Origin of the sequence: Streptomyces sp. NPDC059003 (assembly GCF_042740445.1) — a bacterium.
Lineage (GTDB): Bacteria > Actinomycetota > Actinomycetes > Streptomycetales > Streptomycetaceae > Streptomyces.
Genome location: NZ_JBHYJH010000204.1, coordinates 1 through 14,248 on the forward strand (window position 1 = coordinate 1; position 14,248 = coordinate 14,248).

15 protein-coding genes are annotated in these 14,248 nt (G+C 75.0%); 11 read left to right on the forward strand and 4 right to left on the reverse strand.

All coding sequences use genetic code 11. The features are described from left to right. The first annotated feature begins 173 nt into the window (after window positions 1–173). From ACFWZ5_RS39795 to tsaE, 4 genes are all read left to right on the forward strand, one after another. Window positions 174–1,619 carry an NAD(P)H-hydrate dehydratase gene (locus ACFWZ5_RS39795; RefSeq protein ID WP_384803126.1) on the forward strand — a complete coding sequence of 482 codons (1,446 nt, stop codon included), beginning with the start codon at window positions 174–176 and terminating at the stop codon, window positions 1,617–1,619. 452 nt (window positions 1,620–2,071) lie between these two features. Then, window positions 2,072–3,250 (forward strand): alanine racemase, encoded by a 1,179-nt coding sequence (gene alr / locus ACFWZ5_RS39800; protein ID WP_384799327.1) that lies wholly within the window; start codon window positions 2,072–2,074, stop codon window positions 3,248–3,250. Between the two features lie 20 nt (window positions 3,251–3,270). Further along, complete coding sequence (locus tag ACFWZ5_RS39805) at window positions 3,271–4,515, forward strand: alpha/beta fold hydrolase (RefSeq protein WP_384799324.1); 1,245 nt, start codon at window positions 3,271–3,273, stop codon at window positions 4,513–4,515. Window positions 4,516–4,649: 134 nt separating this feature from the next. Next, window positions 4,650–5,162: a tRNA (adenosine(37)-N6)-threonylcarbamoyltransferase complex ATPase subunit type 1 TsaE gene (gene tsaE, locus ACFWZ5_RS39810; protein ID WP_384799321.1), complete on the forward strand. Its 513-nt coding sequence runs from the start codon at window positions 4,650–4,652 to the stop codon at window positions 5,160–5,162. A 115-nt stretch (window positions 5,163–5,277) separates the two neighbouring features. On the opposite strand, the gene ACFWZ5_RS39815 is transcribed toward tsaE, so the two are convergent. Beyond that, entirely contained in the window at window positions 5,278–5,433 is a 156-nt protein-coding gene (locus tag ACFWZ5_RS39815) for a hypothetical protein (RefSeq protein ID WP_384799318.1), read from the reverse strand. A 74-nt stretch (window positions 5,434–5,507) separates the two neighbouring features. Then, on the reverse strand, window positions 5,508–6,056 hold the full coding sequence (locus ACFWZ5_RS39820) for a hypothetical protein (protein WP_384799315.1): 549 nt from the start codon (window positions 6,054–6,056) through the stop codon (window positions 5,508–5,510). A gap of 112 nt (window positions 6,057–6,168) precedes the next feature. Here ACFWZ5_RS39820 and tsaB point away from each other — a divergent pair, with 112 nt between their 5' ends. From tsaB to ACFWZ5_RS39840, 4 genes are read left to right on the forward strand one after another with little or no spacing between them, the layout of a single operon-like run. Further along, entirely contained in the window at window positions 6,169–6,825 is a 657-nt protein-coding gene (gene tsaB / locus ACFWZ5_RS39825; RefSeq protein WP_384799312.1) for a tRNA (adenosine(37)-N6)-threonylcarbamoyltransferase complex dimerization subunit type 1 TsaB, read from the forward strand. 35 nt (window positions 6,826–6,860) lie between these two features. Next, entirely contained in the window at window positions 6,861–7,415 is a 555-nt protein-coding gene (gene rimI / locus ACFWZ5_RS39830) for a ribosomal protein S18-alanine N-acetyltransferase (RefSeq protein ID WP_384799333.1), read from the forward strand. Then, a complete protein-coding gene (gene tsaD, locus ACFWZ5_RS39835; protein ID WP_384799309.1) occupies window positions 7,408–8,535 on the forward strand; it encodes a tRNA (adenosine(37)-N6)-threonylcarbamoyltransferase complex transferase subunit TsaD in 1,128 nt (375 codons plus the stop codon). The genes rimI and tsaD overlap by 8 nt, the downstream gene beginning before the upstream one ends. Then, entirely contained in the window at window positions 8,532–8,789 is a 258-nt protein-coding gene (locus ACFWZ5_RS39840) for a hypothetical protein (RefSeq protein WP_384799306.1), read from the forward strand. Before tsaD ends, ACFWZ5_RS39840 begins: the two co-directional genes overlap by 4 nt. Before the next feature lie 22 nt (window positions 8,790–8,811). Here ACFWZ5_RS39840 and ACFWZ5_RS39845 read toward each other — a convergent pair whose 3' ends face one another. Both ACFWZ5_RS39845 and ACFWZ5_RS39850 read right to left on the reverse strand, forming a co-directional pair. After that, window positions 8,812–9,936 carry a hypothetical protein gene (locus tag ACFWZ5_RS39845; protein WP_384799303.1) on the reverse strand — a complete coding sequence of 375 codons (1,125 nt, stop codon included), beginning with the start codon at window positions 9,934–9,936 and terminating at the stop codon, window positions 8,812–8,814. A gap of 97 nt (window positions 9,937–10,033) precedes the next feature. Then, entirely contained in the window at window positions 10,034–10,843 is an 810-nt protein-coding gene (locus ACFWZ5_RS39850) for a TetR/AcrR family transcriptional regulator (RefSeq protein ID WP_384799300.1), read from the reverse strand. A gap of 82 nt (window positions 10,844–10,925) precedes the next feature. On the opposite strand from ACFWZ5_RS39850, the gene ACFWZ5_RS39855 reads away from it, so the two are divergent. The 3 genes from ACFWZ5_RS39855 to ACFWZ5_RS39865 all read left to right on the forward strand — a co-directional run bounded on the left by ACFWZ5_RS39855 (window position 10,926) and on the right by ACFWZ5_RS39865 (window position 14,170). After that, window positions 10,926–12,443 carry an MFS transporter gene (locus ACFWZ5_RS39855; protein WP_384799297.1) on the forward strand — a complete coding sequence of 506 codons (1,518 nt, stop codon included), beginning with the start codon at window positions 10,926–10,928 and terminating at the stop codon, window positions 12,441–12,443. A gap of 42 nt (window positions 12,444–12,485) precedes the next feature. Then, window positions 12,486–12,842, forward strand: a complete 357-nt coding sequence (locus ACFWZ5_RS39860) for a YciI family protein (RefSeq protein WP_384799294.1) — start codon at window positions 12,486–12,488, stop codon at window positions 12,840–12,842. Between the two features lie 110 nt (window positions 12,843–12,952). Continuing rightward, window positions 12,953–14,170 (forward strand): RNA polymerase sigma factor, encoded by a 1,218-nt coding sequence (locus ACFWZ5_RS39865; RefSeq protein WP_384799330.1) that lies wholly within the window; start codon window positions 12,953–12,955, stop codon window positions 14,168–14,170. Window positions 14,171–14,248 lie beyond the last annotated feature (78 nt).

Genomic DNA, 14,248 nt, shown 5'->3' on the forward strand with positions numbered 1-14,248 from the left:
CGTCGGCGGCGAATGGGGTGGGTGGGCGGGGTAGCTCCCGCCGCGGAGCGGCGGGGACGGGGGCGCATTCATCCGGGTGCGGTGCGGGGGAGGGCGGGGTGTGTCCGGCGCAGTGCGGGGCGGGGGTTGGTGCGCCCAGTGCGGGGTGCGTGGGGGTGCGGGAGACTGGGGGGATGCGTAGTGCGTACTCCGTGGCAGACGTCCGGGCGGCTGAGCGGGGCGTGATGGGGCGGCTTCCGGAGGGGGCGTTGATGCAGCGCGCCGCCGCCGGCCTCGCCGTGACCTGCGCCCAACTCCTCGGCCGCACGTACGGCACCCGCGTCACCCTCCTCGTCGGCAGCGGCGACAACGGCGGCGACGCCCTGTACGCGGGCGCCCGCCTCGCCCGCAGGGGCGCCGGCGTGACCGCCGTACTGCTCGCCCCCGAGCGCACCCACGACGGCGGCCTCCGCGCCCTGCGCCGCGCCGGAGGCCGGACCGTCGACGCCGGTTCGCCGGACGCGGAGGCGGCCGTCGCGGGCGCCCGCCTCGTCGTGGACGGCATCGTCGGCATCGGCGGCAAGGGCGGCCTGCGCCCCCGTGCCGCCGAACTCGCCCGCGCCGCCGAGGAGTCCGGCGCCGTGGTCGTCGCCGTGGACCTGCCGAGCGGTGTGGACGCCGACACGGGCCAGGTGCGCGGGGCGGCGGTGCGGGCGGACGTCACGGTGACGTTCGGAACGCACAAGCCGGGGCTCCTCGTCGATCCGGCCCGGGAGTACGCGGGATCGGTGCGGCTCGTCGACATCGGTCTCGGGCCCGACCTCGCCGCGTACGACGCCGTGCTCGAAGCCCTGCAGTACGCCGACGTCGACCGGCTCCTGCCGCGGCCCGCCGCCGAGAGCGACAAGTACCGGCGCGGTGTCGTCGGCATCGTCGCCGGGTCCGCCCGCTACCCGGGCGCCGCCGTCCTCGCGGTCGCGGGGGCGCTGCGCGGCGGCGCCGGAGCGGTCCGGTACGTGGGGCCCGCCGCCGAGGCCGTCATCGCCCGTTTCCCGGAGGCGTTGGTCTCCGCCGGGCCCCCGGCGAAGGCGGGGCGCGTGCAGGCGTGGGTGGCGGGGCCCGGGCTCGGGGACGACGGCGGGGCCCTCGCGGACGTGGTGGCCGCCGACGTGCCGGTGCTCATCGACGCCGACGGTCTGCGGCTCGCCGATGCCGCGGCGGTGCGGGGGCGTGCGGCGCCCACGCTGCTCACCCCGCACGCGGGCGAGGCGGCCGCGCTGCTCGGCGTCGCCCGCGAGGAGGTCGAGGCGGCGCGGCTCGACGCCGTACGGGAGCTGGCGGGGCGGTACGCGGCCACGGTGCTGCTCAAGGGGTCCACCACGCTGGTCGCGGGCCCCGACGGCGGTGCCGTCAGGGTCAACGCCACGGGCACCTCCTGGCTGGCCACGGCGGGCAGTGGTGACGTGCTCTCGGGGCTCGCGGGGTCGCTGCTCGCGGCGGGGCTCGGGGCGGGGGACGCCGGGGCGGTGGCCGCGTTCCTGCACGGGCTTGCCGCGCGGTTCGCGGCGGACGGGGCGCCGGTGGCGGCGCAGGACGTGGCGGAGGCGATTCCGACGGCTTGGCGGGATGTCCGGGGCTAGGCCGGAGGCCTACTGCGGCGTATAGGGCGGGCGGGGGTGTATCGGGTCCGGGTGCGGGCCGGTGGGTGGTGCCGCCGCGCTGCGCGCGGCGGATTTTTCCCACCCGCCCGCCCGTTTCCAGTCGGACGGGGGTGGGCGCCTCCCGCGGGGGTTGTTCGCCGTCGGCGGGTGCGGCCCGGGCGGTAGGTAGCGGCGGGATGTCGGGGCTGGGCGTATGGGGTGGGCGGGCGGGGTAGCTCCCGCCGCGGAGCGGCGGGTCGGAGGTGCATCGGGCCCGGGTGCGGCCGGTAGTAGGCGGTGGGACGTGTGGGGGTGGGCGCATGGGGTGGGCGGGCGGGGTAGCTCGCGCCGCGGAGCGGCGGGTCGGAGGCGCATGGGGCCCGGTGGTGGGTCAGGGGTGAAGCCGGTCCAGGGCGCCCCCGCCAGATGGGGCTCTGAGAGACTGGGCCGCGATGACTGAGACAACTGCACTGCCGCGCGTGCGCGCCGAGATCGACCTCGCCGCCCTGAGGGCCAATGTGCGGACGCTGCGCGCCCACGCGCCGGGCGCCGCGTTCATGGCCGTGGTGAAATCGGACGGCTACGGGCACGGAATGATCCCGTGCGCGCGAGCCGCGGTCGACGCGGGCGCCGCCTGGGTGGGGACGGCCACGCCCCAGGAGGCGCTCGCGCTGCGGGCGGCCGGGATCGGCGGCCGCGTCATGTGCTGGCTGTGGACGCCGGGCGGCCCCTGGCGCGAGGCCGTCGAGGCGGACGTCGACGTGTCGGTGAGCGCGATGTGGGCGCTGCGCGAGGTCCTGGACGCCGCGCGCGCCGCGGGCCGCACCGCCCGCGTCCAGCTCAAGGCGGACACGGGCCTCGGGCGCAACGGCTGCATGCCCGCCGACTGGCCCGAGCTCGTCGCCGCGTCCCTGCGCGCCGAGGCGGCGGGCCTGATCAAGGTCACCGGCCTGTGGTCGCACTTCGCGTGCGCCGACGAGCCGGACCACCCCTCGACCGCCGGTCAGCTCGACGTGTTCCGCGAGATGGTCGCGTACGCCGAGAGCGAGGGCATACGCCCCGAGGTCCGCCACATCGCGAACTCACCCGCGACCCTGACGCTCCCCGAGACCCACTTCGACCTCGTCCGGCCCGGCATCGCCATGTACGGCGTCTCGCCGAGCCCCGAGATCGGCACGCCCGAGCAGTTCGGCCTGCGCCCGGTCATGACGGTCACCGCGGCCCTCGCCCACGTGAAGCACGCCCCGGCGGGCCACGGCGTGAGCTACGGCCACCTCTACACCACCCCCGGGGAGACCACCCTCGGCCTCGTACCCGCCGGGTACGGCGACGGCATCCCGCGGCACGCGTCCGGCGCGGGCCCCGTCCTCGTCGACGGCAAGTGGCGTACGGCCGCGGGCCGGATCGCGATGGACCAGTTCGTGGTCGACCTCGGCGGGGACGAGCCGGCGGTGGGCTCCGAGGCGGTCCTGTTCGGGCCCGGCGACCGGGGGGAGCCGACCGCCGAGGACTGGGCGCGGGCGGCGGGCACCATCGCGTACGAGATCGTGACCCGCATCGGTGCACGCGTTCCGCGCGTCTATGTGAACGAGCGACCGCAGGGCGCGAAGGGCAGCGGCAGCGGCGACTGACGACGAAAGAGGAGCGGCACGTGGGCGAGAGCAGCACGGGGGCGGCCGCCGCGGAGGCGGTGGCCGAGGTGGCGGACGCGGTGAGCGCCGCCGCCGCGGGTGCCGCGGGGCCGGGAGCGACGACCTGGCGGCGGGCCGGGATCGCGGGCGCCGCCATAGGGGTCGTCGCGGCGGGCGCCGCGGCCGGTGTCGCCATCGAGCGGCTCACGGTCGGGCGCAGCATGCGCAGAAGGGCCCGCCTCGCCCTGGACGCGTCCGGGCCGTACGGCTCGCTGCGCGGCATGCCGGGCAAGGCGTACGCGGACGACGGCACGGAGCTGTCGTACGAGGTCGACGAGGTCGACGACGCGGCCGCCGAGGGGGACGGGGCGCCCCGCAGGCGCCGGCTCTTCGGGCGCAAGGCGCCCGCGCCCGTCACCGTCGTCTTCAGCCACGGCTACTGCCTCAGCCAGGACTCCTGGCACTTCCAGCGCGCCGCGCTGCGGGGCGTGGTCCGCGGCGTGTACTGGGACCAGCGCAGCCACGGGCGCTCGGGCCGCGGCGCGGCCCAGGTCCGGGACGGCGAGCCCGTCTCCATCGACCAGCTGGGCCGCGATCTGAAGGCCGTCATCGACGCGGCCGCGCCGGAGGGGCCGCTCGTGCTCGTCGGGCACTCGATGGGCGGCATGACGACGATGGCGCTCGCCGCGCAGTTCCCCGACCTGATCAGGGAGCGGGTCGTCGGCGTCGCGCTCGTCGGTACGTCGTCGGGGCAGATGGGGCAGGTCAACTTCGGGCTTCCGGTGGCGGGGGTGAACGCGATCCGGCGGGTGCTGCCCGGTGTGCTCCGGGCACTCGGCTCGCAGGCCGCCCTGGTGGAGCGCGGGCGGCGCGCCACCGCCGATCTCTTCGCGGGCATCATCAAGCGCTACTCGTTCGCGGCGAAGGACGTCGACCCGGCGGTCGCGCGGTTCGCGGAGCGGATGATCGAGTCGACGCCGATCGATGTGGTGGCGGAGTTCTATCCGGCGTTCGCCGAGCACGACAAGGCGGACGCGCTCAAGCACTTCGCCGAGCTGCCGGTGCTGGTGCTCGCCGGGGACAAGGATCTGGTCACGCCGAGCGAGCACAGTGAGGCGATTGCGGATCTGTTGCCGGACGCGGAGCTCGTGCTCGTGCCGGATGCGGGGCATCTGGTGATGCTGGAGCATCCCGAGGTGGTGACGGATCGGGTCGCGGATCTGTTGGTGCGGGCGCGGGAGCGGGCGGGGAGCGTGGCGTCGTGACCTCGCGGTGCGCCCCAGTCCCGCCCCTTTCCCGAAACTAGGGGGCTTCGCCCCCTAGCACCCCCGTTTCATCGCCGCTCCGCGGCTCGTCCTCAAGCGCCGGACGGGCTGAGATTCCGGCTACCGTGGGCTCTATGCACGCACCGCACAGCCCTGCCCCGGCCGTCACTCTCAGCATCACCGTCAACTCTCCCGAGCAGATGGGTGAGTTGGGTCGGCGGCTGGCCAAGATTCTGCGCCCGGGGGACCTCGTCATGCTCACCGGTGAGCTCGGCGCGGGCAAGACGACGCTGACCCGGGGGCTCGGTGAGGGGCTCGGGGTGCGGGGGGCCGTGACCTCGCCGACGTTCGTCATCGCCCGCGTCCACCCCTCGCTCGTCGGGGGTCCCGCGCTGGTGCACGTCGACGCGTACCGCCTGGGCGGCGGGCTCGACGAGATGGAGGACCTGGACCTCGACGTGTCGCTCCCGGACTCGGTGGTCGTCGTGGAGTGGGGCGACGGCAAGGTCGAGGACCTCTCCGAGGACCGGCTGCACGTCGTCATCGACCGCGCGGTGGGGGACACCACCGACGAGGTGCGCGAGGTGACGCTGCGGGGCATCGGCGCCCGCTGGGCGGGCACGGACCTGTCGGCGCTCTCGGCCTGACCTTCGCCCGATTTCCCGACAGTCCGTCGGCAAGATGTTGCGCGGCAGGTGCCGGGCGTGGTCACATGGATACCGGTCCTGGTTAGGTCTACCTAACCACGTCTGCCCCGAAGCCTCAGGAGGCGTCCATGCCGGCTTCAGAACGTGACGCGCAGCCCACGACGAGCGCCCTTCCGGCGCGGCCTTCCGCCTGTTCGATGAGCGATCTGCTGGCGTCCTGCGCCGCCGCGAGCGCGATCTCCACGCCTCCCCCGGCCCCGGGGCCGGCCACGACCGGCTCCCCCGCCCCCACGGAGCGGCTCCGGCGCGACGCCGCGTAGCGCGCAGCCGCGTAGTGCGCCGGACCTAGCGGACCACGACGACCTTCGTGTCGATGATCGCGAAGTCCCACATCGCGTTGCCGTCCTCGCGGGACGAGCGGACGCCGCCGGTCTTCTTGCCGGGGTCGGGCTTCTCGGTGGAGCCGTTGAGGGCCGCGCTGAACCCTATGGCGACCCCGTCGACGACGGTGAAGACGACGACGTGCTCGATCTGGCGGCCGTCGGAGCCGGTGATCTGGCCGGCGCGGGACGTCACCGCGTACTGCCCGGGCGTCGGGTCGAGCGTGCTCGGCGTGACCCGGTAGGTGCGCTTGGCCTTGCCGGAGTCGCCGACCAGCCAGACGCGGTCGTTCTTCAGGGAGTACACGACGCGCTTGCCCGTGCCGGAGTGCGCGGGGAGCGCCAGCGGGTCGCGCTTGTCGTCGGGGTCGCGCGTGGGGGCGGTCGGTGACTTGTCGGGGCGCGCGTTCAGGTCGTCGGGCGCGTTCGCGGAGGCCTGGTAGGCGAGGAAGCCGACCACGGCGACCGCCGCCGCGGTGAGCCCGGCCACGAATCCCGAGCTGCTCCTGGACACTGCGCCACCTCTCCCACGTACGGACACGTACGGCTATGGAGTGACGGTAGCAGCAGCCGCACCGGGGGCCGGGGCGGCCGTGCGCCGGGCGTCGGAGCCGTAGGCTGTTCGCGTGCTCTTGCTCGCTCTGGATACCGCAACCCCCGCCGTGACCGTCGCCCTGCACGACGGCACGTCCGTCGTCGCCGCGTCGAGCCAGGTCGACGCGCGCCGCCACGGTGAGCTGCTGCTGCCCGCCGTCGACCGCGTCCTCGCCGACGCGGGCGTCCGGCTCGACGCCGTCACCGCCGTCGTCACCGGAGTGGGCCCCGGCCCGTACACCGGTCTGCGCGTGGGCCTGATGACCGCCGACACCTTCGGCCTCGCGCTCGGCGTGCCGGTGCACGGCGTGTGCACGCTCGACGGCCTGGCGTACGCGTCCGGCATCGAGGAGGGCCCCTTCGTCGTCGCCACGGACGCGCGGCGCAAGGAGGTGTACTGGGCGAGATACGCGGACCCGAGGACGAGAGTCGGCTCTCCGGCCGTGGACCGGCCCGGCGACATCGCCGCCGACGTGGCCGGGCTGCCCGCCGTCGGCGCGGGCGCGACGCTCTACCCGGACGCGTTCCCCGACGCCCGCGGCCCCGAGCACGTGTCGGCGGCCGCGCTCGCCTCGCTGGCCGCCGAGCGCCTCGCCGCGGGCGAGGAGCTGCTCGAACCGCGCCCCCTGTACCTGCGCCGCCCGGACGCCCAGGTGCCGAAGAACTACAAGGTGGTCACGCCCAAGTGACCACCGTGACGACCCACGCCGCCGTGCTGCGCGAGATGCGCTGGTGGGACATCGACCCGGTCCTCGCCCTGGAGAAGGAGCTCTTCCCGGAGGACGCCTGGTCGCGCGGCATGTTCTGGTCCGAGCTCGCGCACGCGCGCGGGCCGGGATCCACCCGGCGCTACGTGGTGGCGTACGAGGGCGAGCGCCTCGTCGGCTACGGCGGGCTCGCCGTCGCGGGCACCGACTCCGACCCCGGCGCCGACGGCGGCGCGGCGGTCGCCGCCGACGTGCAGACCATCGCGGTCGCCCGCGACCACTGGGGCACCGGGCTCGGCGCGCGGCTGCTCACGGACCTGCTGCGGCACGCCACGGCCTTCGAGGCCACCGAAGTGCTGCTCGAGGTGCGGGTGGACAACACGCGGGCGCAGAAGCTGTACGAGCGCTTCGGCTTCGAGCCGATCGGCTTCCGGCGCGGCTACTACCAGCCGGGCAACGTGGACGCCCTCGTGATGCGTCTCGCCGACCCGTCGGCGCTCCCGCACAACTCCTCCAAGGGCCGCGCGGACGGCCCGGTGAACGGCGTACAAGGAACCGAGATCCATGGCTGACTCCCGCTCCAGGGCCGGCGACGAACCCCTCGTCCTCGGCATCGAGACCTCCTGCGACGAGACCGGCGTCGGCATCGTGCGCGGCACGACGCTGCTCGCCGACGCCGTCGCCTCCAGCGTCGACGAGCACGCGCGGTTCGGCGGCGTCGTGCCCGAGGTGGCCTCGCGCGCGCACCTGGAAGCGATGGTGCCGACCATCCAGCGCGCCCTGAAGGACGCGGGGGTCAGCGCGAAGGACCTCGACGGCATCGCCGTCACCGCGGGGCCGGGCCTCGCGGGCGCGCTGCTCGTCGGCGTCTCGGCGGCGAAGGCGTACGCGTACGCGCTCGGCAAGCCGCTGTACGGCGTGAACCACCTGGCCTCGCACATCTGCGTGGACCAGCTGGAGCACGGCTCGCTGCCCGAGCCGACGATGGCGCTCCTGGTGTCCGGCGGGCACTCGTCGCTGCTGCTCTCCACCGACATCACCGCCGACGTGCGGCCGCTCGGCGCGACCATCGACGACGCGGCGGGGGAGGCCTTCGACAAGATCGCGCGGGTGCTCGACCTGGGCTTCCCGGGCGGTCCGGTCATCGACCGGTACGCGAAGGAGGGCGATCCGGAGGCGATTGCCTTCCCGCGCGGGCTCACCGGGCCCCGCGATCCCGCGTACGACTTCTCCTTCTCCGGTCTGAAGACGGCCGTGGCCCGCTGGATCGAGGCCAAGCGGGCCGCGGGCGAGGACGTGCCGGTGCGGGACGTGGCCGCGTCCTTCCAGGAGGCGGTCGTGGACGTGCTGACCCGCAAGGCCGTCAAGGCCTGCAAGGACGAGGGCGTCGACCACCTCATGATCGGCGGCGGCGTGGCGGCCAACACCCGCCTCCGGGCGCTCGCCCAGGAGCGGTGCGAGCGTGCGGGCATCCGCCTGCGGGTGCCGCGGCCCAAGCTGTGCACGGACAACGGCGCGATGGTCGCCGCGCTCGGCGCCGAGATGGTGGCGCGGAACAGGGCCGCGTCCGACCTCGGCCTGTCGGCGGACTCCTCGCTCCCGGTGACCGAGCCGCACGTGCCGGGCGCGCACGGCCACAGCCACGACCACGACCACGTGCACGAGGTCAGCAAGGACAACCTGTACTCATGAGCGTCGCGCTGATGTGGGAGGCCCGGGCCGTCGACGGGCGCGGGGCGGAGCTGCTCGCGTGGGCGCGGGCGCGGGAGCTCGCGGGTGCGCCCCTGCGCCGCGAGACGTTCCGGGCGCCGCAGGACCGGGTCCTCGTCATCACGTGGTGGGACGCGGCGCCCGACGCCGAGCTGCCCGAACTGCCCGAGCCGCCGGACGAGTTGGTGACGCGGGCCGTGCACCGGTGGCGGTTCGAGTCGCTGGGCGCGGACTGATCCTCGTACGCGGCAGCCGGGGCTACTCCTCGCGGGTCGCGAGCAGCGCCACCGCCGCCCCGGCCGCGAGCACGATCGTGGCGCACGTCGTCAGGAGGGCCCAGGTCCCGACCGTGGAGTCGAAGTACGCGTCGAAGCCGTCGTCGAAGCCCGGGACCAGGCCGCGCAGGTCGAGGTAGAGCGAGACGGGCGCGAGGGCGAGCCCGGCGCCGCGGGCCGTCCGGTTCCCGCTCAGGAGCAGGACGCCGATGAGCAGCGCCGCGGCCATCATGGCCAGGTAGTGGAAGGTGTACGGGTAGGCGGAGCCGTGGGAGGAGTCGACGGCGTTCCGGAAGAAGTCGCCCAGGTCCCGGCCGTCGCCGTACGCGTCGAGGAAGATGACGTCGTCCCGTGTGAGCCAGTAGATCAGCCAGCCGAGCGCGTTCAGGCCGGACAGCAGGAGCGCGACGCCGGCGAGCACGAGGCCCGGCCGCCTCGGGCGGCGGCCTGCGGGTGGCGGCGGGGCGTAGGCGCCGTACGGGGCGTAGGGCGCGTACGCGGGCGGCGGCGGGGCGTCGGCGGGCCCCGGCGGCGGGGCCGCCGGGTACGGGGGCGGCGCTGCCGGGTACGGGGGCTGTGCGGGCAGCGGCGGGTGCGCGGCGGTGCCCGCCGCGGCGCGAGTGCGGACGACGACCGCCCACAGCACGCACCCCAGGGCGAGGCCCGCGAAGCGGAACGTGAGCAGCGCCTTGCCGTAGCCGACGTCGGTGAGCGCGTCGCGGTACTGCTCGGAGGCCATGATCCCGATCAGCTCCCGCAGGCCGAGGCCGATCAGGAGCGCCGCGAGCAGCGCGAGGCCGCCGCGCGCCACCCGCCGGCGCCCGAGCGCGAGCAGCCCGACGAGGAGGGCGGCCACCAGGAAGGCCCACTCGTAGGCGAACTGGGCCGTGACGGGGAGGAACTCCCTCGGGTCGTACAGGGCCTTGAAGGAGTACGTGGGCCCGGAGTCCGCGTCGATGGCCTCCTGGGCCTCGTACACGATCCAGATCGCCGCCGCGAGCGCGTACAGCGCGACCACGGTGCCCGCCAGTTGGAGCGGTGGCGCGTCGCGGGGTGCGACGCGCCCTCGTATGCCCTGTCCTGCCTCGCCCTGGCCCGGCACGGCCATGCGTGTCCCCCGCTTTCCGTGTTTTCGGCTGTGCACGTCCGTGGTGACGTGTGTGTGCTGCGTGGTGCCTTGTGTACTGCGCGTGCACCGCAGTTGTCTATGGCGTCTGCGCTTGCGGGTGTGACGAGGGGCGGGTGGCGCGGGCGAGCAGGCCGTCGATGACGGCCGCCAGCTGCGTGGTCACGTCGTAGTCCTCGGTCAGCTCCTGCCAGCGGTCCGCCAGCGGGGCGATGTGGGGGAGTTCCTCGGCGTCCGCGTCCGTGAGCAGGTCGGGGAAGTAGCGCTTGCGGTCGGGCTCGTCGGCGCGGCGCGCCATCGCGCGGCGGAACACCAGGTCGCCGTAGACGCAGTGCCAGATGGTCCGGTAGGCGCGCACGGCCTCGCCGGGGGTGAGCCCGCACGCGACGGCCGAGCCGACGATCTCGTCGACCATCCACAGGGCGCCCTTGTCGGTGAGGTCGCCGAGGCTCAGCACCTCCACGACCCACGGCATGCCGAGCAGGACGCCGTGCATGTGCGTGGACACGGCGAGCAGCCGGTCGCGCGGGTCCGCGGGGAGTTCGGGGCGCGGCACGGTGGCGGCCGTACCGGCGAGGGCGAGCATCAGGAGCTCGTCCTTGTCCCGCACGTGGTGGTACAGCGCCATCGGCGTCGTACCGACCTCCTTGGCGACCCGGCGCATGCTCAGCGCCGCGACGCCCTCCTCCTGGAGGATGCGGCGCGCGGTGCCGACGATGGTCTCCGGCTCGATGCGCCGGGGGCGGCCGACGCCGCGCTTCTTCGCCCCCGCGCGGGGGCGCTCCTTCCCGGCGGGTTCCGTCCCGGCCGTTTCCGTCCCAGTGGGTTCCGTCCCGGTCGCTTCCGTCCCGGTGTCGTCCGGTTCGCCCGTATTCGCTTCAGCTGCCACGGCGTCATTGTCCCGTCCGCCCGCCAGGGGGCCGCGCGCCGCCCCTGCTTATTTTCTATACGCGTATAGTAATCTCCTGCGCATGACGAACTCACCTCCACAGCGGGGCCCGCTGCTGCTCCCCGTCCTCCTCACCGTGCAGTTCCTCGTCTCCCTCGACATGTCCGTCGTCAACATCGCCCTGCCCGACATGGGCGACGACCTCGGCTTCGCGCCCGAGTCGCTGACCTGGGTCGTCAACGCCTACGCGCTCGCGTTCGGCGGCCTCCTCATGCTCGGCGGGCGGCTCGCCGACCTCATGGGGCGGCGCCGCACCCTCGTCGCCGGCTTCGCGGTCTTCGGTCTCGCGAGCCTCGCGGGCGGGCTCGCCCAGAGCCCGGGCCAGCTCGTCGCGGCGCGGGCGGTGCAGGGCGCGGGGGCGGCGGCCCTCGCGCCGGTGGCGCTCGCCCTGATCACCGTCCATTACGCGGCCGGGCCCGCGCGGGCCAGGGCGCTCGGCCTGTGGGGCGCGTCGGGCGCGCTCGGCGGCGCCGTCGGGATCATGGCGGGCGGGCTGCTCACGGACTGGGTGGGCTGGCGCTCGGTGATGCTGATCAACGTCCCGGTCGTGCTCGCGGCCCTCGCGGCCACCCCCGCCGGCGTCCCTGCCGACCGCCGCACCCGGGGCGGCCCGCGCCTGGACGTCGTCGGGGCGCTCCTGGTCACCGCGGGCACGTCCGTCCTCGTCCTCGGCCTCGTCCGCACGGAGACCCACGGCTGGGGGTCGGCCACCACCGTCGGCACGCTGGCCGCGGCGGCGGCCTTGCTCGCCGCCTTCTGCGCCGTCGAGATACGCGGCGAGCGGCGCGCCCGGCAGCCCCTGCTCCGGCTCGGCCTGCTCGCCCACCGGCCCGTGGCGTCCGCGAACGTCTTCTCGCTCCTGATGTCCTCGGGCCAGTTCGCCGCGTTCTACTTCACCTCGCTCTACCTCCAGCAGGTCATGGCGTACGGGCCGACGCGCGCCGGAGTGGCCTTCCTGCCGTTCTGCGCGGGCGTCGTCGCGGGCACGGTCGTGGCGACGCGCACGGTCGGGAGGGTCGGCGAGCGGGCGCTCCTGGTGACGGGCGGGCTGCTCGGCGCGGCCGGGTTCGGCTGGTTCGCGCTGGCCGTCGAGGCGGGCGGCACCTTCGCGGGCTCCATCCTCGGGCCCTCGCTCGTGGCCAGCGTCGGCATCGGCATGTGCTTCGTGCCGCTGGGGACGGCGGCCACGTCCGGGGTGGCCCCGGAGGAGACCGGCATGGCGTCCGGGCTCCTCAACAGCTCGCGTCAGCTCGGCGGTTCGATCGGGCTCGCGGTCCTGGTGACGGTCGCGTCCAGTGCGACGGGGTCGGCGCGCGGGGCGGCGGGGCTCGCCGAGGGGTACGCGGCGGCGTTCGCGGTGGCGGCGGGGCTGCTCGTGGCGGCGGCGCTGGCCACGTGGGTGCTGCATGGGAGGCGTGCGGGGGAGGGCCGTGCGGACGGGGGTCGCGCGGACGGGGGCCGCGCGGACGGGGCGGAAAAAGTTCCGGAGAATCTCGTCGACGGTGTCGATCCGGGGCTCGCCCGTTCGACGCATGAGTGAGAGGCGGGGAGCAGCCCCGCCGAACCCCCTGGAGGGATCACCATGCCCCGCTATATGACACTGGTCCGCATCGACGAGGACAAGGCCCCCGAGGGCGGCCCGAGCCCCGAGCTGATGCAGCGGATGGGCGCGCTCATCGAAGAGATGACCAAGGCCGGGGTCCTGCTCGACACCGGGGGCCTCAAGCCGAACGCCGAAGCCACGCGCGTGCGCTACGAGAACGGCGAACTGTCCGTCCACGACGGCCCGTTCACCGAGACCAAGGAGGTCGTCGGCGGCTACGCGATCATCCAGGCCAAGGACAGGGCCGAGATCCTGGAGTGGACCAAGCGGTTCCTGAAGGTCCACGAGGCGCACTGGACGGTCACGTCGGAGATCCGCGAGATCGCGGAGGGCTGAGCCTTTGCGGCGGCGGCGCGGCGGTGCTCTGATGGGTGACCGTGACGGCCCACCCCTCAGAGCGCCCCGCGGCGGACGCCTCCCGCCGCGCCATCGAGACCGTCTTCCGCATGGAGTCCCCGCGCGTCGTCGCCGGAGTCACGCGGATCGTGCGGGACGTCGGCATCGCGGAGGAGCTGGCGCAGGACGCGCTCGTGGCCGCCCTCGAACAGTGGCCCGGCGACGGCGTGCCGGACAACCCGGGTGCCTGGCTCATGGCCACCGCCAGGCACCGCGCCGTCGACCTGGTGCGCCGCCGGGAGCGGTACGCCCGCAAGCTGCGGGACATGGGCCGGGACCTGGCGGCCGCGCCCGCCGTCGAACCGCCGCCCGACGCCGCGGACCCGGACGCCATCGACGACGACCTGCTGCGCCTGGTCTTCACGGCCTGCCACCCGGTCCTCTCCGCCGACGCCCGCGTCGCGCTCACCCTGCGGCTGCTCGGCGGCCTCACCACGGCGGAGATCGCCCGCGCGGTCCTCGCGCCCGAACCTACGGTGGCCCAGCGGATCGTGCGTGCCAAGCGGACGCTCGCCGCGAAGAACGTGCCCTTCGAAGTCCCGTACGGGCCCGACCGCGCGGCCCGCCTCGGCTCCGTCCTCGACGTCATCTACCTCGTCTTCAACGAGGGGTACGCCGCCACGGCGGGCGACGACTACCTGCGGCCCGCGCTGTGCGAGGAGGCCCTGCGGCTCGCCCGGCTCCTCGCCGCGCTCATGCCCAAGGAGCCCGAAGTGCACGGTCTCGCCGCCCTGTTGGAGCTCCAGGCGTCCCGCACCGCCGCCCGCACCGGGCCCTCGGGCGAGCCCGTCCTGCTCAAGGACCAGAACCGGGCCCGCTGGAACCAGCTCCTGATCCGCCGCGGTTTCGCCGCCCTCACCGAGTCCGAGACCGTCGCGCCGGGCGCCGCGCCCGGGCCGTACGTCCTCCAGGCCGCGATCGCCGCGTGTCACGCCCACGCGGCGGCGTACGAGGACACGGACTGGCCGCGGATCGCCACCCTGTACGGCCTCCTGGCCGCCCATGCGCCGTCCCCCGTCGTCCAGTTGAACCGGGCCGTCGCCGTGTCCATGGCCGAGGGGGCCGAGGCGGGGCTGGCCCTCGTCGACGCGCTGGCCGGCGGCGGCGCGCTTGCGGGGTATCACTTGCTGCCGAGTGTGCGGGGGGATCTGTTGGTGCGGTTGGGGAGGGTGGGGGAGGCGCGGGCGGAATTCGAGCGGGCGGCCGCGCTTACGGGGAACGTGCGGGAGAGGGAGCTGCTGCTGGGGCGGGCGGACCGGTGCGGGTAGGGGGCCTTCGCGGGGCGCCCCAGTCCCGCCCCTTCCCGACCTGGGGCTCCGCCCCAGACCCCGCTCCTCAAACGCCGG